General features: G+C 39.4%; 23 protein-coding genes. 2 read left to right on the top strand and 21 right to left on the bottom strand.

The window, feature by feature from the left end; all coding sequences use genetic code 11:
- The 12 genes from QZR70_RS00440 to QZR70_RS00495 form a co-directional block, all read right to left on the bottom strand.
- On the bottom strand, positions 1-342 hold a 342-nt coding region (locus tag QZR70_RS00440), incomplete at its 3' end, for an MFS transporter (RefSeq protein WP_295792322.1).
- Positions 343-624: 282 nt separating this feature from the next.
- Positions 625-1,218, bottom strand: coding sequence for a DNA glycosylase (locus tag QZR70_RS00445; RefSeq protein WP_295792325.1), 594 nt, complete (start codon positions 1,216-1,218; stop codon positions 625-627).
- A gap of 146 nt (positions 1,219-1,364) precedes the next feature.
- Positions 1,365-2,303: a hypothetical protein gene (locus QZR70_RS00450; RefSeq protein ID WP_060923819.1), complete on the bottom strand. Its 939-nt coding sequence runs from the start codon at positions 2,301-2,303 to the stop codon at positions 1,365-1,367.
- 54 nt (positions 2,304-2,357) lie between these two features.
- Entirely contained in the window at positions 2,358-3,089 is a 732-nt protein-coding gene (locus tag QZR70_RS00455) for a sortase (RefSeq protein ID WP_295792327.1), read from the bottom strand.
- Between the two features lie 248 nt (positions 3,090-3,337).
- Complete coding sequence (locus QZR70_RS00460) at positions 3,338-4,078, bottom strand: hypothetical protein (protein WP_295792329.1); 741 nt, start codon at positions 4,076-4,078, stop codon at positions 3,338-3,340.
- Between the two features lie 8 nt (positions 4,079-4,086).
- Complete coding sequence (floA, locus tag QZR70_RS00465) at positions 4,087-5,043, bottom strand: flotillin-like protein FloA (protein WP_059361546.1); 957 nt, start codon at positions 5,041-5,043, stop codon at positions 4,087-4,089.
- 36 nt (positions 5,044-5,079) lie between these two features.
- Positions 5,080-5,544, bottom strand: a complete 465-nt coding sequence (locus QZR70_RS00470; RefSeq protein WP_005387820.1) for an NfeD family protein — start codon at positions 5,542-5,544, stop codon at positions 5,080-5,082.
- Positions 5,545-5,842: 298 nt separating this feature from the next.
- Positions 5,843-7,126 carry a uracil permease gene (uraA, locus tag QZR70_RS00475; protein WP_295792331.1) on the bottom strand — a complete coding sequence of 428 codons (1,284 nt, stop codon included), beginning with the start codon at positions 7,124-7,126 and terminating at the stop codon, positions 5,843-5,845.
- Positions 7,127-7,236: 110 nt separating this feature from the next.
- Positions 7,237-8,580, bottom strand: a complete 1,344-nt coding sequence (locus QZR70_RS00480) for an FtsW/RodA/SpoVE family cell cycle protein (RefSeq protein ID WP_295792333.1) — start codon at positions 8,578-8,580, stop codon at positions 7,237-7,239.
- 1 nt (position 8,581) lies between these two features.
- The gene (gene trmB, locus QZR70_RS00485) at positions 8,582-9,241 is read right to left on the bottom strand and encodes a tRNA (guanosine(46)-N7)-methyltransferase TrmB (protein WP_105090170.1); all 660 of its coding nucleotides are present in this window, start codon (positions 9,239-9,241) and stop codon (positions 8,582-8,584) included.
- 161 nt (positions 9,242-9,402) lie between these two features.
- Complete coding sequence (locus tag QZR70_RS00490; RefSeq protein WP_005387811.1) at positions 9,403-10,086, bottom strand: carboxymuconolactone decarboxylase family protein; 684 nt, start codon at positions 10,084-10,086, stop codon at positions 9,403-9,405.
- A gap of 278 nt (positions 10,087-10,364) precedes the next feature.
- A complete protein-coding gene (locus QZR70_RS00495) occupies positions 10,365-12,137 on the bottom strand; it encodes a 1-deoxy-D-xylulose-5-phosphate synthase (protein WP_295792335.1) in 1,773 nt (590 codons plus the stop codon).
- Between the two features lie 226 nt (positions 12,138-12,363).
- Here QZR70_RS00495 and QZR70_RS00500 point away from each other — a divergent pair, with 226 nt between their 5' ends.
- Complete coding sequence (locus QZR70_RS00500) at positions 12,364-12,861, top strand: MerR family transcriptional regulator (RefSeq protein WP_295792337.1); 498 nt, start codon at positions 12,364-12,366, stop codon at positions 12,859-12,861.
- A 93-nt stretch (positions 12,862-12,954) separates the two neighbouring features.
- On the opposite strand, the gene QZR70_RS00505 is transcribed toward QZR70_RS00500, so the two are convergent.
- Together QZR70_RS00505 and yedE are read right to left on the bottom strand one after the other, a co-directional pair.
- On the bottom strand, positions 12,955-13,203 hold the full coding sequence (locus QZR70_RS00505) for a DUF3343 domain-containing protein (RefSeq protein ID WP_295792338.1): 249 nt from the start codon (positions 13,201-13,203) through the stop codon (positions 12,955-12,957).
- Positions 13,204-13,220: 17 nt separating this feature from the next.
- Complete coding sequence (yedE, locus tag QZR70_RS00510) at positions 13,221-14,282, bottom strand: YedE family putative selenium transporter (RefSeq protein WP_295792340.1); 1,062 nt, start codon at positions 14,280-14,282, stop codon at positions 13,221-13,223.
- Positions 14,283-14,402: 120 nt separating this feature from the next.
- On the opposite strand from yedE, the gene QZR70_RS00515 reads away from it, so the two are divergent.
- Complete coding sequence (locus QZR70_RS00515) at positions 14,403-15,560, top strand: aminotransferase class V-fold PLP-dependent enzyme (RefSeq protein ID WP_295792342.1); 1,158 nt, start codon at positions 14,403-14,405, stop codon at positions 15,558-15,560.
- Between the two features lie 50 nt (positions 15,561-15,610).
- On the opposite strand, the gene QZR70_RS00520 is transcribed toward QZR70_RS00515, so the two are convergent.
- From QZR70_RS00520 to QZR70_RS00550, 7 genes are all read right to left on the bottom strand, one after another.
- Positions 15,611-16,441 (bottom strand): radical SAM protein, encoded by an 831-nt coding sequence (locus QZR70_RS00520; RefSeq protein WP_295792344.1) that lies wholly within the window; start codon positions 16,439-16,441, stop codon positions 15,611-15,613.
- A gap of 2 nt (positions 16,442-16,443) precedes the next feature.
- The gene (locus tag QZR70_RS00525) at positions 16,444-17,250 is read right to left on the bottom strand and encodes a 4Fe-4S binding protein (protein WP_295792345.1); all 807 of its coding nucleotides are present in this window, start codon (positions 17,248-17,250) and stop codon (positions 16,444-16,446) included.
- Positions 17,243-18,106, bottom strand: coding sequence for a substrate-binding domain-containing protein (locus tag QZR70_RS00530; RefSeq protein WP_105085241.1), 864 nt, complete (start codon positions 18,104-18,106; stop codon positions 17,243-17,245). The genes QZR70_RS00525 and QZR70_RS00530 overlap by 8 nt, the downstream gene beginning before the upstream one ends.
- A 330-nt stretch (positions 18,107-18,436) precedes the next feature.
- Positions 18,437-18,667 (bottom strand): 30S ribosomal protein S18, encoded by a 231-nt coding sequence (gene rpsR, locus QZR70_RS00535; protein WP_004693795.1) that lies wholly within the window; start codon positions 18,665-18,667, stop codon positions 18,437-18,439.
- A gap of 39 nt (positions 18,668-18,706) precedes the next feature.
- Entirely contained in the window at positions 18,707-19,105 is a 399-nt protein-coding gene (gene ssb / locus QZR70_RS00540) for a single-stranded DNA-binding protein (RefSeq protein WP_004693797.1), read from the bottom strand.
- 19 nt (positions 19,106-19,124) lie between these two features.
- Positions 19,125-19,409 carry a 30S ribosomal protein S6 gene (rpsF, locus tag QZR70_RS00545; RefSeq protein ID WP_004693799.1) on the bottom strand — a complete coding sequence of 95 codons (285 nt, stop codon included), beginning with the start codon at positions 19,407-19,409 and terminating at the stop codon, positions 19,125-19,127.
- Positions 19,410-19,551: 142 nt separating this feature from the next.
- On the bottom strand, positions 19,552-20,736 hold the full coding sequence (locus tag QZR70_RS00550; protein ID WP_295792348.1) for a multidrug effflux MFS transporter: 1,185 nt from the start codon (positions 20,734-20,736) through the stop codon (positions 19,552-19,554).
- Positions 20,737-20,812: the final 76 nt, after the last annotated feature.

The following is a 20,812-nucleotide window of genomic DNA, read 5'->3' on the forward strand; positions in this document are numbered from 1 at the left end:
ATAAGCAAAACCATTTAAGAAACGAACACTATCGAGCATCAATAAATTAGGTGTGTAGAAGTACATAGCTGTTGAAATCAAGTAAATCAACAAACCTAAGTACAACATCTTACGACAGCCTAAGATACTAATAAACCGCCCTGCTAACAAACGAGCAACAACAGTACCAATAATATAAATACCAACGGCCAAGCCAGCTTGACTTGCTGTGGCATGAAGATTATCCTTTGCTACTACCGCAATAATAACGATTAATAAATAATAAATCAAAAATACTAAGAAATTAATCAAAGTATCGAGGACAAAGGATCTTGTCCATAAGGCCTCTTTAGCCTTATCCATAATATCAACTCCATTTTCTTAAACTATTGTCAACCATTTGCAACAAAGGTTAATTATAAACCTCTCACTCTAAAAATCAAGAATTAAAATGTTATATATCTTATTAATTTTATTTATAATAAGATATATGCAACCAATCATAATATAGTTATATCCATTTTTCTAATTCACATTAATTTTTGATAATAAAAACACCTTTGACAATTTATATAGCATCATTAAAAACACAATATAACAACAAAGGTGTTATTTATACATATTAAATTAGTTTACTTATCAAGATTATTTTGTTTGTAATCCACAAGCCTTAAAGAAATTTTTATAGGCTTCAGCCTTTTTGGCAAGGCTTAATGGATATGCACGAGATGTAGATGGCAATCGTGTTAACGTCAATTCACGACCGTTAAACACAAAGGGAATTGTCTCCCCTGTTTTAGGTAGTTTAACCTTTTCTGGCAAAAGGCTTAACAAAATTTCTGTGGCCTTACCACCAGTGGTCCCAATATGTTTACACTGTGGAATTCGGTCCAATACCTCTGCAAGCGGTACAGGTTCAACGACCTTAAGAAATGCATCCGATGCATTGCCCTTTTCGCGTATAGCTTTTAAAACAGTAGGACAAGAAGCAATCCCCGCTTCAGATAAGAACGCTTTAATCTTATCCGCATCAAAGGCTTTTTCCTCGCCTTTTCTAAAATGTTCTTTGTCGTCAAAGAATACTAAGCCATACACGCGCCACATATCATTTTGAAAGTTAGGATAATGAAATTCCATAGAACGCTTTTCGGAAGTTGGTGGGAATGTCCCCATCATCATTACCGTCGTATTCTTTGGTAAGAACGGCGGAAATGGTCTCGTTTCAATTGTTTCTACCACAGAGCATCAACTCCTTTCACAATCTAGTATGGACTCAACTTTCAGCACAATATATGAACTATGTCACACATTCAAGTTCAATAACATACTACGTGAGATATTAAAAATATTACTAAAACATATAGCGATGACTATAAGATCAACCATTATTGAACGATAGGTTGAGATACCAATGTATTGATATAATCAAAACCTACTGGTGTTGGAGATACGAGGTACAAGCACACAACAGCAGCTACAGCAAATCCAATAGCCAAGTAGGAGAAGCTGCCATGGCGTGGAAACTCGTACAAACCAAAGAGACGAATACCGATAGCCGCACCAATAGCAGTAATCAAGGATGGTATGGAGAAGATATTATACAGTCCAAACACCACCATGAGACCTGCATAACCACCTACTACGGTAATCATTGGTAACATACGATCCATTGGATTTGGAATAGAACGAGTTAGTGCTGCTGGATAGTAAGATGCTTCTACACCAAACATACCCAAGAATAGATTAAAGTCAGCCCAAATTGTTTCCCATGCACCTCTAAATGCATCTCGATGGTTACCTACATACCATGCAAAGCCTGTAATAACTAAGATTGCTAAACCAGCACAGATGAAATAGTATTCGCTAGGAATTTTGGGACCTGCATAAGCACCTACAGCCGTTACAACAGCACTCAAAACGGACGTAACGATAACGCGGTGTAAACGAGGACGTTTATTTTCAGGAATCCGTTTATACACGGTAGCCAATAGTTCTAATACAAAGCAAGCCATAAAGACTGCAATGCCCGCAGCCGGTGCAAAGTAGGCTGTAATAATAGTCAAAATAAAGGGAATGCACAAGCGCCACTTAGGGAATAATACAAGATCTTTATAATCTAAACGAACGTCTTGTGTCTCCATTGTAAAGTTGTTATACACTACAAAGAGCAACATGAAAGCGATGACATCAATGGCATTAGCACCCCAAATCAATAGAGTTGGTACTATAATCATTGACAAGGCCACCCCAGATACACGGGATAAACCAGCAGCAACTATGCCAAGTAAGAAAAACGGTATTAAAGCAGAGATAATTTCGAACATAATATTCCTCCCATCATTGTATAAATTTAAGTATATAGTATCTACTACACTACATCAAGGAGAGATATATTTTTTCATAGCTAGTCGCTTTCTCACCGCAGAAGCAGAGCAGCCCATCATCTGCGCTATTTTAGCAACACCATACCCTTTTGCCCGTAGTTTTTTTATGTTATTTTCATCTAACTGTAAAGTATTGGTACGAATTTCTATGCCTTGTTCTCGTAGATAAATAGCCACCGTAGATCCTCGTATACCATAGGCTAAACCTATGTCATCTGTACTCATATGATGATGAATATATAAGTAAGCCATCTCCTCTACCTTTCGATGATTTTGTACCTTCGGTGTTGTACACATTCCCATATGCCTCAATACATGATGTACTTTCCATTGCGATATGCCGTACATGCGAGCAATAGAATCCGAAGTATTTCCACTTTTATAAGCCCTACAAATACGTACTGGATCGATAGATATATTCTTCGTGGACCGCTGACAAGCCAGTCCATATTCCTTCATACGGCTTGCCATTGTCGTAATAGACACATCATAACGCTTTGCTAACGAGTGTAGAGACCACTTACCAGTTTCGTATAGAGCTTGTACATGAACCATATTGATATCCTTTTTTAAAGGTCTTCGCTCAATGTCATACTGCTTCATGCGTCGCATAATAGTGTCTACACTACACTGAAAATACGCTGCTACCTCTCTAACACTCCACTGTTTTTCTACGTATAATTGTTCCAATAACTGTTTAGGTATAACGCGTACATTACGATACATAATATCACCTTTCCTTATAGACGAACTCCCTTCTCTATTATTGTGAAAGTTTCATCAAGAAAAAACAATATAAAAAAGGTTCCTAATAGTCACATAGGTGACCAATAGGAACCTCTTTCCATATGTAATTATATGCACCGCATACGATAGGTGTAATTCTAGTTACTATCACAATATCTATGCATAAACCATCCATATTCTATAGCCTAATAACCTCCTAGTGGAGCTTATTGTTATTAGTATCCTGATTAGCGATATCTCCGTTCTAGAGCTTTAGGCTTGCCTAAAATGATAGACCACTTCATTCCCTCTTTTAAGGCATGATTAACTTTTCGTTTACCTGTTGGGGTTGCAGCTGGGGCAGTCGTAACACCTACATTCTCAAGAAGAACACGACCCTCTTTAGATGCTTTATCTCGTTTAAACTCAGCTAATCGCTCATTTAAAGAAGGACCTGTAACAGATTCTCGAGCCGAGCGAGTCGTATTATTGCTAAAGCTAGTTGATTTAATTGAGGTTTTCTTGGATGAACCATGAGTACTTTGTTGCGTTGTAGACGCTTCATCGTAATGATTCTCGGAAGATAAAACTGTTTGAGTTTTATCATTACTTGGATGCACTTCAACATGTTTTTCAGATATTTCCGTATCATCATATTGAAACAGTCTTCCGCCCTTTTTTCGTAAAGGGGCCTCAGGATGCTGATTCTCAATCGGTCTATTTTTAAAAATATCTCGATAGAAATCATCATCATACAACAAATCCTCAGGTGAAGGTTCTACAGGCTTTTTCTCTATGGAGATACCATATTCACGCTCCATATCCTCCCAAGTCTGGCCAGAACTCGAACTTTCATAGTTATCATAATCATCAGACTCTTCTGTATTCTTACTTTTTATAATCGAAAAAGCAATATACGCGATGATACCTAGAACAATAATAGGATTATGCGAAAAGATAGATAGCACAGAAGACAAAATAGAGTCCATAGCTACTCCTATTCACTATCTGCTAAATTTTCACGCATTTTAGTGTCTGCAATAATATTGTTCATATTGTAGTAATCCATAACGCCAAGATTACCGTTTCTGAAAGCTTCTGCCAATGCTTTAGGAACTTCAGCTTGTGCTTCCACAACCTTAGCTTGCATGTCTTGTGTTTTCGCACGCATTTCTTGTTCTGTAGCAACGGCCATTGCACGGCGTTCTTCGGCACGAGCTTGAGCAATTTTCTTGTCCGCTTCCGCTTGATCTGTTTGCAATTGAGCACCGATGTTACGTCCTACGTCTACGTCAGCAATATCGATGGACAAGATTTCGAATGCAGTACCCGCATCAAGACCTTTACCCAATACAGTACGAGAGATGTGATCTGGATTTTCTAGTACATCTGTATGCTCTTCAGAGGAACCTACAGTTGTTACGATACCTTCACCAACACGGGCGATAATAGTAGCTTCACCAGCACCACCAACGAGACGATCAATATTAGCACGTACAGTTACACGAGCACGAACCTTGAGTTCGATACCGTTTTTTGCCACTGCAGAGATGATTGGTGTTTCAATCACTTTAGGATTAACGGACATTTGAACCGCTTCCAATACATCGCGACCTGCAAGGTCGATAGCTGCAGAACGTTCGAATGTCAAAGGAATAGATGCGCGCTCAGCGGCGATCAACGCATCTACAACGCGGTCAACGTCACCACCTGCAAGGTAATGCGCTTCAAGCTGATTTACATTAACATCAAGACCTGCTTTATTTGCTTTAATCAAAGGCATTACGATTTGAGATGGATTTACACGACGTAAGCGCATGCCTACGAGTGTAAAGATACCAACATTAACGCCTGCTGCAAGAGCAGATACCCAAAGGCCTAATGGCACAACATACAAGAACACCATAATCCCAATCAGTAGAATGGGAATCAAGATTAAAATACCTACATCCATAATAACCTCCATTATATACGACGATGTGGTGAAAGCTTAATCGCGCTTTCTAACAATATTGCGGCCGCCCACAACACGCAGTACCACAATAGGTGAACCGGCATCGATGAAGTCCCCTTCGGTCACAACATCCACCAAATTACCATCAATTTTAGCAATACCTGCAGGGCGTAGTGTAGTATGAGCTACGCCTTCTTTACCGACTAAGTCATCTAATACATCATTAGATACATAACCAGCTTTTGTCGTAGATCGTTGCCCTAAGGTAAACAACTTGCCTATCCAAGTCTTTTCAAAGTGATTAAAGAACACGATGATAAGGACAATCAACAAGGCTGTTAATCCTAGTACGGCATATAGCGCCACCGTACCTTCTCCAAGGGCTACATACACGCCCCAAAGGAATGTACAATAACCGATGAGTCCCAAAATACCACCTGGAACAACGAGTTCTACAGCCATTAGGGCAATCCCTATAGCCATCCATACTAAAAACTCCATAGGCCCTCCTCTCTTTAATTAATTTTATACAACTTATATATCCATTATACAATATAAATAATAAATTATAAAGATAACCCTTATCATATAAATCTATTTCATATAAAATATTCTTACATCCTAAACCTATTCGGTTCACAAGTATTAAACGATGATATGTATAAGATAATAAAAACGACTACTTTCACAGGATCATACCTGATTCAGTAGTCGTTATGTATAAAGTATATTATTTTAAAGCTTTACTATTGTCAGTTATCATCGTAAGATGCTATTTCATCAATAGATTTGACAGTAATTATACTTCTGTTTTTTTCAATTGGTCATTACCAACGCCTGTTTTTTGAAGGAGCAATAAGATGATACTCATTGCCATGCCTACTACAGTCGCAAGGCCCATGCCTTTCAATACAACAGGACCTACAGCAAGTTCAGCACCACTAAGGCCTACAACAAGGATAACAGATGTTAAGATCATGTTCACAGGATTTGTATAATCTACCTTGCGTTCTACAAGCATACGCAAACCGGATGCAGCAATGATACCGAACAAGAGAATGGATACACCGCCCATAACTGGTACTGGGATAGCATGAATAAGAGCAGCTACTTTACCTACAAAGGAGATAATCATAGCAAGAACCGCAGCACCGCCGATAACCCACACACTGAAGCAACGAGTGATAGCGAGTACACCGATGTTTTCACCGTATGTCGTATTTGGTGTAGCACCAAAGAAACCAGAAAGGATGTTCGCAAGACCATCACCGAGCAAAGAACGTTGTAAGCCTGGTTCTTTCATCAAGTCTTTGGATACGATGTTACTAGTTACAACCAAGTGACCTACATGTTCTGCAAATACTACAAAGAGTGCTGGCATAATCATAATGATTGCATTGATATCAAATACAGGCATGCCATAGAACTGCGGTAAGGAGAACCAAGGTGCAGCCTCTACGCCGGAGAAATCAACAACGCCCATAAAGGCGGATAATATATAGCCGGAAACAACGCCAATCAAAACAGGGATAACGGCTAAGAAACCACGGAACACAACAGTGCCAAGCAAGGTAACAACTAAGGAAAACATAGAAATAAATACAGCTTGACTGTGGCTCATGCCCAAGTCTTGATTACCAATAAGGCCAGACATACTCATCGCTACTGGCGCCAATTCTAAACCAATAATAGCCACGATAGCACCCATGGCAGCCGGTGGGAATAACTTATCGATCCAACGAGTACCAATATAGCGAACTAGAACAGATAAAATCACAAAGGATAAGCCAAATACAACGAAGGCACCTTTAGCTGCCTCATAACCGAGACCGGCAGATAATACACCAGCTACAGGAGCAATGAAAGCAAAGCTAGAACCGAGGTATGCAGGGATTTTACCTTTACATACGAATAGGTATAACAATGTGCCAATACCATTCATAAATAAAGCTGTTGCAGGATCTACTTTTAATAAATATGGTACTAATACAGTAGAGCCAAACATAGCAAATAAATGTTGGAAACTAAGTGGCAACATACGCCCCCAAGACGGGCGCTCTTGAATATCAATATAATCCTTCATTTTTTCCTCTCACCACAATAACAACACTAGGTTCCAACGCTATACCCGGTATGATATAGCATTGGATTTTACACATATATGTTACTCTTATGAAACATAAGAATTACACATCAATTTTTAGGTCTCGGACGTCTACGCGTTGGCCTTCTAGGCTCTCTAGGTCTAAACGGACCAGGCATTTCAGTCTTGTCTGTTTCTTGAGTAGCCTTAGGTTTGAAGCGGCTTTGTGTCTCTTCACGCAAGGATGGTAAATCCTCAGCCGTACCAACTTGTTTTACACCTTCTACATTACGACGACCAACACTAGCTAACAAGCCTATGGCCATAAAGTTCATTAACAATGAAGAACCACCATAACTAATAAATGGCAAAGGCACACCTGTTACCGGCATAATACCGCAAACCATGGCAATATTAAACAATGCTTGCCCACTGATGAGCAAGGTTATGCCCATAGCTAACCATCTGCCAAATTCATCACGAGATTTATTAGCAATACGGAAACCAAAGTATGTAAAGGCCGCTACCAAGAGAACGACAAAGACAGCACCGACAAAGCCCATTTCTTGAGCCCACACGGCAAATGCAAAATCTGTATGAGCCTCTGGCAAGTAAAAGTACTTAGATGTACCTTGCATAAAGCCTTCCCCAAGAATACCACCAGAACCTACGGCCAATAGACCTTGTACAGTTTGATAGCCCATATCTTGAGCATGAGGCCAAGGATCGAACCAGGACTGAATCCGTTCCCAACGATATGGCGACATACGAGCTGCAATGAAGCCTATCACACCAGCTACGGCAAAGGCACCACCAAAGAATCGCCCATCAAAACCTGCTAAGTAAATTAGTATGAATGAGAACCCAAAGATTAGTACAGTAGTCCCCATATCTGGTTGCAAGATGGTTAGAATCGCAAAGATTATAGGCCAAACTAACATTGGCAACATATAACCTACCCGTTCTCCCACATAACCTTGTAAATTCGTTAGTGGATTATTATATCTCGCTTTTCCCCATTTTCTCATAGTACTCAACTTAGCCGATGTCCATATTATGGCGGCTAACTTGGCAAATTCCGATGGCTGTATTGATACGGGACCGATAACAATCCACCGGCGAGCACCATTAATGACAGAGCCAGCCACTAGGACTAACACCATACCTATGAGTGTTACAATCATGATGCGTTGCAACATATGTGGCTTTTGTAGTTGCCTATAATCATACCGATATAACACTACACCTATTGCCATTGAAAACAATAGGAACCCCATATGTTTTGTAAAGTAGCCTAAGAGCCCTGTATTTTCATAAATAGAGCTTATATAGGTGGCACTGAAGATATTTACACTACCTATAATCGTGATGAGCAATATAGGTAAAAGCATACCTTGTAAATCATTTTTAAAGAGTGAGCCCCACCGACTATCCCCCTTATTCGGTGTTTCCATATTAAGCCTCCTTTTGTACTTTTGGCTTAATTGCTTCTAAGCGGAAAATAGGTTGCCCTTTAGCACTGAACTTCTCTTCATACTCAGTTTTTACATTTGGAAGATCTGTGCTATGTAAGTCATAGGTTACATTCTTAAGTTCCCATCCACATTCTTTGAATTCTTCAAGAGAGAACATAAATAAACCTTCGTTATCAGTTTTAAAGTGAACCTCGCCACCATCTTTTAAAAGACGGGCATAACGATCCAGGAATGTATGGTATGTGAGGCGACGCTTAGCATGTTTTGCCTTAGGCCATGGATCACAGAAGTTAATGTAGAAACGATCTACTTCACCAGGCGCCACAACCTCTTCAATGCCAGCGATATCAAAGAGAGATACCTTAGCATTATCACGCTCTGCTTCAAAAATCTTTTGAGCCGCATAATAAATTACGCCAATTTGCACTTCAAAACCTACAAAGTTAGCATCTGGATACGCTTCAGACATGCCTGCAATAAAACGTCCCTTACCTGTTCCAAGCTCCATATATAATGGACGTTCAGGATGGGCAAATAACTCACGCCATTTGCCCTTATACTGTTCTTGACCAGACAAAATGATATGAGAGTCATATTCGTGGATAGCTTCATCAATCCACGGTTTTCTACGAAGGCGCATACTTTCTCCTTACATCTATATTAACTATTAATTATATCTATTATTACAGGTCATATACCTATCTTATTAATTATAGAAAAGGGGGAGTTAAACGTCAATTACATTTCCCTTATCAACCATATAAAAAAGACCTACTTCCAAAGAAGTAGGTCTTTATATTCTTAGAAAATCAAAGATTCAAGATTTTCAATTTGATATTTGCTGAGGCCAAGCTCAGATAAACTCTTTTCAGATGCAGCGAATAGATTATTTTTACCTACACGCGTACCTAAAGCTGCGGCAGCAACCAATTCACGGTCCAACTTACCAAGGCGAGAGCGATTACGATTTTGCGGTTTTGGTTTCTTCATACGGAACGTATTGTATTGAACGGCTTCTTTTGTATCCTCATTTTTAGCCTTAGCCAAAGCAGCCCCATTAGTGCCATTCCCCAATAAAGCACTAAGTCCAGTTTGCTTTGGAACCATTTTTTCGTAATCAGCGCCAAACTCAGGACGCTCCTCACGTAATTGATCAAATGTAGCTAATGCTGCATTCATTTGCTTTAAACCAGCAGCAGAGTAAAGTTGACGAATCGCAATACTCACCTCTTGCGGTGTCAACGTACCTCGCTCAATAGCAGAGGCGATTGTACTTTTCAATGCACCTTGATCACCGGATGCTGTATAGCGACCAATATCAACCAAGTCTTTTTGACGTGCATTGAGTTCTTTAGGCGTATATATGTTTATCTCAGATATAGACGGTGCCTGCTTAGAAGGCTGTTCTCCCGCCCCATTAGCCTCAGACATATAGCCACCGGCGACGATGGCCACGGCTAATGTTAAGGTTAATACTTTTTTCAACGTCTTACAATCTCCCTTTTCATTAATACTTACTTATATAATACTGTGATATTTTTGTACATTAACAACAAACTTGTTCTACTGTAATACATACTGTAGATAATATTATATAATACTTCATCTAATTTTTATAGTCCTATTCGAAAAAAATCTATAATCTTTTAACAAATTTTATATTTTTATAAAATATAAAACAAAAAGTAATGCAGTAGAAACAGGGCAAAGCCATATTTCTACTGCATTTGTAGATAAAATTATTTATTTAATATTTTATCAAACTAAACGGATAAAATTTGTTTTGCATCAGCCACAATCTGATCTAAAGAAACGCCATTTTCTCGTAACAATTCCGTTGCATCATAACGATCGTGGAATTCTTTAGCAATACCATAGTTTTTAACGCGCACATCAGATGGACCATAGAAACCAGCAATACGTTGGCCCCAGCCACCTTCAACTACACCATCTTCCAATGTAAATACTACAGAATGACTTGCTTTCAACTCTTCCAATAATGCTTCATCAAGGCCAGAAGCAAATTTAGGATTTACCACGGTTGCGTTAATGCCGACTTTAGCCAATTCATCAGCCACTTGATTAGCTAGATGATAGAAATTACCAAGGCCTAATAAGGCAATGCGTTCACCACGACGAGTCACTTCAGATTTATTTAAAACACTGTAATCAGTCGTATCAGCTACACCAGTGGATGTAAATTCACCTACAGGAACACGAATAGCCACAGGATGCTCGTGTTGATGCACTGCATATTCCGTCATAGCCAACAACTCTTCATTATTAGTAGGTGCTAAGTATACTAAGTTAGGAATGCTTGTAAGCATAGGAATATCAAAGAATCCTAAATGCGTGACATCGTTCATGCCATATACAGATGCCATATGATTGATGATGACTGCACTATTATTATTGACGCAAAGATCTTGTACCAATTGGTCATAAGCGCGTTGTAAGAAGGTACTATCTACACTGAACACTGGCTTACCGCCATTTTTTGCAATACCAGAACTCATCGCAATGGCATGTTCTTCCGCAATGCCTACATCGATATATTGTTTACCAGCTTCATTACGCCATTCAGAGTTAAAGCCAAAGCCACCTGGTGTCCCTGCATTAATAGCTACCACTGTTGGATCTACTTTAATTTGTTCCATCAAATAGTCCGCAATTGTACCAGCATAGGTCGGACCATGATGTTCCTTTTTGAGTTTACCTGTTTCTAAATCAAATGGCATTATCCAGTGGAAAGCTTCTTTGTTTTGTTCAGCAATGGCATAGCCCTTACCTTTTTGGGTAACAATATGTAAAACGATAGGATGATTAATATCTTTTACATCTTTAAACACATTGATTAATGTTTCCAAATTATTGCCATCGGCTACAAAACGATAATCCAAACCAAGAGCCTTAAAGATATTGTTAGAGCTTTCACCATTAGACTCGCGTAATTCACGAAGACTACGATACAAGCCACCATGATTTTCTGCAATGGATTGGTCATTATCATTGACAATAATAATCATATTGCTGTCTAATGTGGCCGCATAATCAAAACCTTCAAATGCTTCACCGCCAGACAAAGAACCATCGCCAATGATAGCGATAATATTTTCAGAGTCCCCTTTTAAATTACGAGCTGTTGCTAAACCAGATGCTAAAGAAATAGATGTGGAGGTATGACCAATATTGAAGAAATCGTGCTCACTTTCAGTAGGATCTGTATAACCCGTTACGTCATCATAATGATCGTGATCTAAGAACGCCAATGCACGACCTGTGACCATTTTATGTACATAAGACTGATGAGACACGTCATAAACAATCTTATCTACAGGAGAATTAAATACATAGTGCAAGGCCATAATCATTTCCGCTACGCCCATAGGAGGGCCAAAATGACCACCATGCTCAGAAACCTTTGTCATAAGAGCTTGACGAGCTTGTGCTGTTAAGTCTGTTAATTCAGAAATAGATAAGCCTTTTAAATCGACTGGAGATTTTATATCAATTAAGTTCATATGTGTTCCTTTCATTAGGTGTCATATAACAATACAACCTCTAGAATTTGTATTGTATTACTAACCGTGCTATACTGTATTCCCAGCATGTAATAAGTATAGAACTTATAGTTAGGTTTAAGTCAAGCGAGAACGTAAAACTTAACTCTAACCTTAAAAATATACGTATATTATACGCTTAATACATTACTCCTGACACTAAATCTTTTACGAATTTAATATGAACCCATAAGGAGGTCCTATGACATATACTGTTGGCGAAATCGCAAAAAAACTAAATGTGGCACCTTCTACATTGCGTTACTATGATAAAGAAGGTCTATTACCCTTCGTAGAACGTTCTGCTGGTGGTATCCGTGTATTCCATGACACAGATATGGATTGGTTAGAATTGATTGAATGCATGAAGCATACCGGTATGCCTATTAAGGAAATCAAACATTTTATCGACTACTGCGTCGAAGGTGATAGTCGCATTAATGAAAGATTATCTATTATCAAAAATCAACGAGATCGCGTATTAGTAGAAATCGAACACCTACAAGCACGCTTGTCCATGCTAGAATTTAAAACATGGTTTTATGAACAAGCTCAAGCAAATGGAACTACTAGTTTTTATGAAAGCTTAACACCTGATGACGTTCCTGTAGAGTATCATAAGTATTTCGAACGCAAATGGCGCGCTGATAAAGAAGCCGCTGAAAAAGGTGAAGCACCTAAAAAATATAGAGCTGTATAACAAAGAGGAGCTATCCAATGGATAGCTCCTCTTTTTGCGTTACATAATGATTATAGAACCGCTTAGATTAGCGACGCTGAAAGGCTTTAATGTTTATTTATTGGGACTTTCAAATATAGTTCTATACCCATCATCAGTGACAGCAACGATTTGCTCAATCTCCTCTGTAGGATCATCTGTAAACGTAAAGTTTTCACCAGCATCAAAAGATGCACTCGTTCCACAAGAAGAACTCAAGTCGCGAGGCACTGGACGAAGTTCTATATTGGTTACCCCATCAGGAGCCTCTCGTTTAAAACGAATGGCTCCAAAGTGAGAGTAAAACGTAGCAATATATTTCATAGTCACTCATTTCTAACTCAGGCATTGGCACGTTTTGTATTAACTACAGCAATAATAAGTGCTACCACAAAACCAATACCTACAGCAATTTCACCATTTAATGTAGGACCTGTACCAGAAGCGGCTAAGCCAAAATTATGAGCAAATGCTGCACCTGCTGCAAGACCGAGCACCGTTACAGCAGAGTCAGAGTTACCTTCGCCAGTCATAATTAATTGACGCAACGGGCAACCACCGAGCAATACACTACAGAAACCTGCAAGTGCCATACCTAGGAAGTTCCACAAGCCATCTGTATGTGCAATTGGTTGATTTTCAAAGCCAAGATGGAAATTACCAAAGCTAATATTTACAACAAATACACCAATGAGAACAGCTAAATAGCCAAAGATAAGGATAGATTTTTTGAACAAGAATAAATCGCGGAAACCACCAACAGTGCAAAGACGGCTAACTTGAGATAAGCCACCTACCACGAGGCCTGCCGCCAATGAAATCAACCAAGGTGCATGCATAGCACCAGGACCTTTTTGACTAAAGAAGATAAATGCTGGGGCCGCTACTACTAAAACTAGTAAAGCAACTTGGATGGCAGGCATCATAGCAGACTCTAATTTACTCAATGCATAGGTACGCTGTAAAGAATAACCTTTTTTCAAGAATATAGTACCAAAGCCGATACCACCAGCAAAACCAGCAATACCGAACAACGCATTTAAGTCCCCGCCGCCAAGTCTTAAAATCATACGGATTGGACAACCGAGGAACATCAAAGCACCAATCATAACAAAGAAGCCGAGAATAAATCGAATAATTGGAGAAGAACCACCTTTGCTTTGGTGTTCACCACGAATCATGGATAATAAATAAGCCCCTAAAATAAGACCAATAATTTCTGGGCGAATATACTGTACTGGTGCGGCACGATGTAAACCTAGGCCACCGACAGTGTCACGAATAAAGCAAGCAATACAGAATCCCATATTACCCGGATTTCCAGCCAATACGAGGAAGCCTGCAATAGCGCCAATAATAAGGCCTGCAATAATTAAATTCCTTTTTTCATGAGACCCACTCATAATAAACTCCTTTCAAACAAACTACACTACAAATATATGAGTATATACTCCCACCCTATCAAGCATATGACTCATGATATAATAACCATAAATACACCTTGTTATTCATGGAGATTACCTATGAACTATATCTATTTAGATAATGCAAGTACCACGTTCCCTAAAGCACCTAATGTGGCTAATGCCATGGCAAACTATATAACGAACTACGGTATCAATATTAACCGTGGCTCCTACGCCCTCGCCTACGATGTAGAGGATATTATCTATACAACAAGACAACAACTAAATACCTTATTCAACGGTCATGATCCATCTCACGTCACTTTTACGCAAAATGTGACAATGAGCTTAAACATGGTCATCAAGGGCCTGTTGAAAGACGGTGATCATGTACTCGTTAGCTCTATGGAGCACAACGCAGTTATGAGACCTCTTACCCAACTACTGGATAAGGGCATTACCTTTGATATTATTCCTTGTGACAAAACTGGCTCCATCCAACTTGAAAGTATAGAAGCTCTCATTCGCCCCAATACAGTGGCTATAATTATTAATCACGCATCCAATGTATGTGGCACCATACAGCCTATTGAATCAATAGGTACCATCTGCAAGGCTCATAATCTACATTTCATTGTAGACGCAGCCCAAACAGCAGGTGTTATTCCTATTGATGTAAAAGCATGTCATATAGATGCACTCTGCTTTACAGGTCATAAAGGATTATTAGGCCCCCAAGGTATTGGTGGTATTATATTGACCAAAGAAATGGCTCAAACCTTAACACCTCTTATCGCTGGTGGTACAGGTAGCTTCTCGCATCTAGAAACGATGCCTACTAACATGCCCGACGCCTTTGAAGCAGGTACGTTAAATCTACCTGGCATCATCGGACTCAATGAAGGGCTCTCCTATATTGAGTCACAAGGCATGGAGAACATTCACAACCACGAGCTAGCTTTGACAAAAGCCTTCCTCGAAGGTTTACATTCAATAACTGGAGTTAACATCATCGGCAAACAAGATATCCAAGATAGAACAGCCGTCGTATCTATCACAATTGATGATATGGATGCTGCCAGTATTGCATATGAACTAGAGTCAAAGTATCACATCATGACACGCGTCGGACTACACTGTGCCCCACGAGCACACCAAACGCTAGGTACCTATCCAGAAGGAACCGTGCGCTTCTCCTTTGGCTATGCCAATACACTTGAAGATGTAGATATGGCATTATCTGCACTACATACAATCGTAAAGAATACTAAATAATAATTATCACCGTTAAGGCTATATACTCTGGTATATAGCCTTTTATGCTTCTACGCTTCACACAAACGACCGATAGCATCAGCTCTACAGCGCTTACAGTGCGTCATCTGTGGCACATAGTGACCAATAAATTGACGCATATTGTCGATTTCTTCTGCAGTCGGTCCTCGATGGTTTTCAAAGGCTGTATCATGAACTGGAATCATAGCAATACAGTTCATCAAATCTACGCCCCATGCTTCTGCTTGTTTAGCGATAGCTGGTACATGGTCCATATTTACATCAGGTACTACTACAGTATTAATCTTAACGATGATGTTCTTTTCCTTTAATTTACGAATACTTTCAGCCTGACGTTCTAATAAGATACGGGCCCCATCAATCCCCTTATAGATGTTCCCATCATAGCGAACCATGGAATACACATGTTTAGCAATCTCTGGATCAATAGCATTAGCCGTAATCGTTACATGAGTAATCCCTAAATCAGCGATTTCATCGACATAATCAGGCACTGCCAAGCCATTACTAGATAAACAGAGCATGACGTGAGGGAAATCTTTTTTTACAAGGCGGAATGTTTCAAGTGTCTTATCCGCATCACACATAGGATCTCCAGGTCCTGCAATGCCCACAACAGAAATATCCTTACGTGCATCAAATACCTTATGCATAAAGGCTGCTGCCTCTTGTGGCGTATAGACATGTTGCGTCACGCCCGGTCTATTTTCGTTAGCGCAATCGTACTTGCGATTACAATAATTACATTGAATATTACAATTCGGTGCAACTGGCAAATGTAAACGTCCCCAATTAGCGGCAGCATCCTTGTTGTAACATGGATGATTTTGTAGGAAACTTTGTCCTTGAACTTCTTTCATAATTAACCTTTCCGACCAAATCTAATAGCATCTTTATGGCATACATGCAAACAGTCACCACAGTTGGTGCAATTCATTTCATTTGGTCGTGTACCCATTTCACAAACACGTAGACACGCATCACAATCGTCACAATCACTAGTTTTATATACTTTAAAAATAGAAATTTTCCGTAATAATTCCATTACCCCACCAAATGGACATACAAAGCGACACCAAGCATTGGCGATGATAAGGGAACCAGCAATAATGGAGACGACCGTTATAGTGCGAGCCGCCCAATACCATTCGGAGAACTGCATAGATAAAATGACAGCATTAAAATATTCATCGCTCGTCCGAATTGGAATCATAATGCGGGGATTACCAAATTTGAAGTATACTACGAGCCCTAAAATTATAGTGACTACCATGCCCAGTTGAAGGAATCGCATGTAATGTTTACGATTTCTTAATGGTCCCATAGATATTTTTCCTAGCATTTGGTTAACCCACCCACTTGGGCAGAACCAACTACAAAATGCTCGACCAAAGAATACGACCATAATGGGCAGAATAATCCACCAAGCATAGAAATATGTCGTAATACGGCCCCAGCAGGTAATCATGGAACAGCTTTCACAGTTTACAAATGGCACAATATAAGGGCATCGGAATATGCCATAATATACCCATTTCCCCATAATAAAGAGGAAAATAAACTGTACGATACGACGCCAAAGCGTTAAATTCTTAGGGGCTTGTTTACCAGATATACCAGAACTGCCTTGGGACCTACAGGATGTAGATGACGGACAATGACTACACATCTTTCACACCAAACCTTTCTATCAAATCGAGACCTCTCGCACTATGAACGGATGTAAATCCGTGATTTTCTAAGATTTGTTGCCCTTCTTGGGAGCGTGTAAATTCAATATAGTCCGCAGCCAATGCACGATCTTGTACATATTTCATTGTATTAATGGTGAAAGTAAGTGGTGCAGGCGGCACAAATTGTGCAGGAATGGAGAAGTACTCAATACGATCCTTGAATCGATCATGTGTAGTAAGTCGCTTTTCAATGATAGATACATCTGCTTTACCTTCTACAAGGTCACACATCATGGAGATTACACAAGCATTTTCGGCGATCATATTTTTCATAATGCCATCGGTTAAACCGGATAATTTCATAATCCCCTTTACAGAGGCACTACCAGGAGGTGAGGCACCTAATGGCAACATAACGCGTACACCGGGCTCTGCCATATCCTTCAAATCCCTAATTCCTGCTGGATTTCCCTTAGGTGTAACGATGACATAATCCGTAAAACATAATGGTTCAAATGCAATACTTACGCCCTTTTTGCGCATGTTCTTTGCCAGCTCTAAGCCGCGAGCCCCAAAAACTTCGGTACGACTCTTTTCTGCAAGCAACGATTTACCAATAGCACCTGCAAAGGCGCCGGTATACTGAATATTGTGACCTGTGTGCATCGTGTAGACTTGGTTTAAGTCGAGAAATGCTTCTGATAAGCCACCACAAGTCCACACTTGTAACGAATCAGATTGTGTTGGCTTATAGGCTCCGCGTATAAATGATGGTACCGCTGATGCGGCCGCTAATGCTAAAGCTCCACCAATAAACTGGCGACGGGATATATCCTTTTTCAAAAATCCCATGTACTTACCACCTTTCACTGAACTTTACAGTACTAAGCATATACTCACATTATAGTATAAAAACCATAAGCTTTTCTGATTATATGCATAAGTTTGATTAATTCGATTATATAGATTAATCATATAGGCTCTATTTTTAAAGGTATTATTATAAATTTTAATCATATATTTCTATATCTATTATATTGAATATTTATTAAATTCAGTAAATATAATAATCCCTGAGAATCAAAGGAATATAAAAAAGGATTATGCGCCAAACGCATAATCCCTATCCATAAAAGCAAAAAGGCGGCACAACCAAATGGTTGTACCGCCTTGATTCATCAATTATTCAGCAGTGAATGGCAATAAAGCAATTGCACGTGCACGTTTGATAGATGTAGTCAATTTGCGTTGATGTTTTGCGCAAGTACCGGAAATACGACGAGGTAAGATTTTGCCGCGTTCAGTCGTAAAACGACGAAGTTTAGCAACGTCTTTATAGTCGATTTGATCGATATGGTCTGCACAGAAAACGCATACTTTTCTTCTTGGCTTTCTGCCTCTATCTCTTCTCATTGCGAATCCTCCTTTTCGAATTAGTAGGAGTCCCTGACACTAGAACGGGATGTTTTCGTCATCGCCGCCTGTACTGAAACTATCAAAATTGGACCCACCTTCGAAAGAATTAGTATTCATATCAAGGGATTGGCCCACAAAGTTCGCTACTACTTCAGTAACGTACCGTTTTTGACCGTCCTGAGTCTCGTAAGAACGAGTTTGCAAACGACCTTCTACAAAGCAACGACTGCCTTTACGAAGATTGCCTGCCGCTTCACCAAGTTTACCCCAAGCAACGCAGTTGATGAAAGCAGTTTGTTCTTTCGTCTCATTTGTTGTGGAATCAATATAGGTGTTTGTAGCAGCTACTGTGAAAGTTGCTACTGCACGACCAGTTTTGGTATAGCGTACTTCAGGATCACGAGCTAAATTACCTAGAATTTGTACAGAGTTCATGTTTTCCTCCAGGCTTTAATTATGCTTCGTGTTTAACAATTAGATGTCTTAGGACTTCATCGTTGATTTTCAATACACGATCGATTTCTTTGATTTCAGCAGGTGCTGCTTCAAAGTTGATCAATACATAGAAACCGTCAGTGAATTTCTTCACAGCGTAAGCAAGACGACGCTTGCCCCAACGATCTACCTTTTCTACTGTGCCGCCTACACGAGCAATTAAAGCTTCTACTTTTTCAATAACAGCGTTAGTTGCTTCCTCTTCAGCTGGTTTCACAATAAACATGACTTCGTATTTGTTCATACAAAATCACCTCCTCTTTCGGACTAATGCCCCTATCGACACATAGGGGTAGGAAGTGCTTACCATCAATAAGCCTTACTATTATAACCTAAAAAAATGATGAAAGCAAGGGTTCAATTTCATGCCCTTGCTTTCACCACTATTATATACGATTATATTTTTCATCTTCAGGAAAGGCGATAATAGCACAAATAATTACAAATATTGTGATTACACCCATCATAGGATCTGCCGTATCATTTGGTAAGAAGGTAAGCATCAACGATGACACGATACCGCTACCATATTGCATAGCACCTAGTAATGCCGCCCCAGATCCAGCCATTCTACCTGCTCTATCCAATGCCAATGCATTAGTTACAGCAGCAATGATACCATTCATAGAGAAGAATAGGAAACAACCAATAACAATTAACCACAGTGAATGGTAACCTAAAACCATCAAGCCCATTACAACGGATACACAAATAGCTGCAAATAATGTGGCATATCGCAATAATCTATCAAGCCGTATAGCACTTACAATGCGTCGATTGATGGCACTTAATAACATAACACCAATAATATTAACAGAAAAGAGATAACCAAAATACTCTTTTGGCACTTCATAGACATCAATATATACATAAGGCGATCCTGTTAAAAATGCATAGATAGCAATATAAAAGGAGCTAACACATAGCGTATATTTCATAAAACCTTTGTTGCGCAATAAAATCCAATAATTATTATAGGTATGAGCTATAGACTTTTTACTACGTTTCTCTACAGGATGTGTTTCAGGAATGACTAATACGGCAACAAGCATTAAAATACCGATGGCAACAAGCAACCAAAATATGGAATGCCATGTATACCACACTAGTAAATGCCCTGCTAACATCGGCCCTGCAATAGGCGCTATAGCCATAACAATAGCCAAGGTAGATAGTATTTTTGCGGCCTCAGTCCGACCATATAAGTCACGAATCATAGCCCGTGATAACATAGGTCCTACGCAAGCACCAAAGGCCTGGAATACGCGCCAAGCTAGTAATTCTAACATAGACGAACTTAAGGCACAGCCCACAGACCCTATAATAAATAAGACTATCCCCATAATCAAAGGCTTCTTACGACCAATTTTATCGCTAACAGCTCCCCAAAAAAGCTGAGCCAGCGCAAAACCTATTAAGAAACCAGTCAACGTTAACTCCGCATCACCATGGAGATCACGCCCCATCTCTGGCATGGCAGGCAAATAAATATCCGTCGACAACGATGTAAACGCCATCAAAGCACTTAATATAGAAGTAAAAAGCCATCCTTTATTGCTAATCGTCAGCATAAAGACACCACTTTCATATAAAATCGCACTATAATATGTATTTATTTAGATTATATCAAAAACAAAGTTAATCCTA

It is taken from the genome of uncultured Veillonella sp. (assembly GCF_900545205.1).
Lineage (GTDB): Bacteria > Bacillota > Negativicutes > Veillonellales > Veillonellaceae > Veillonella.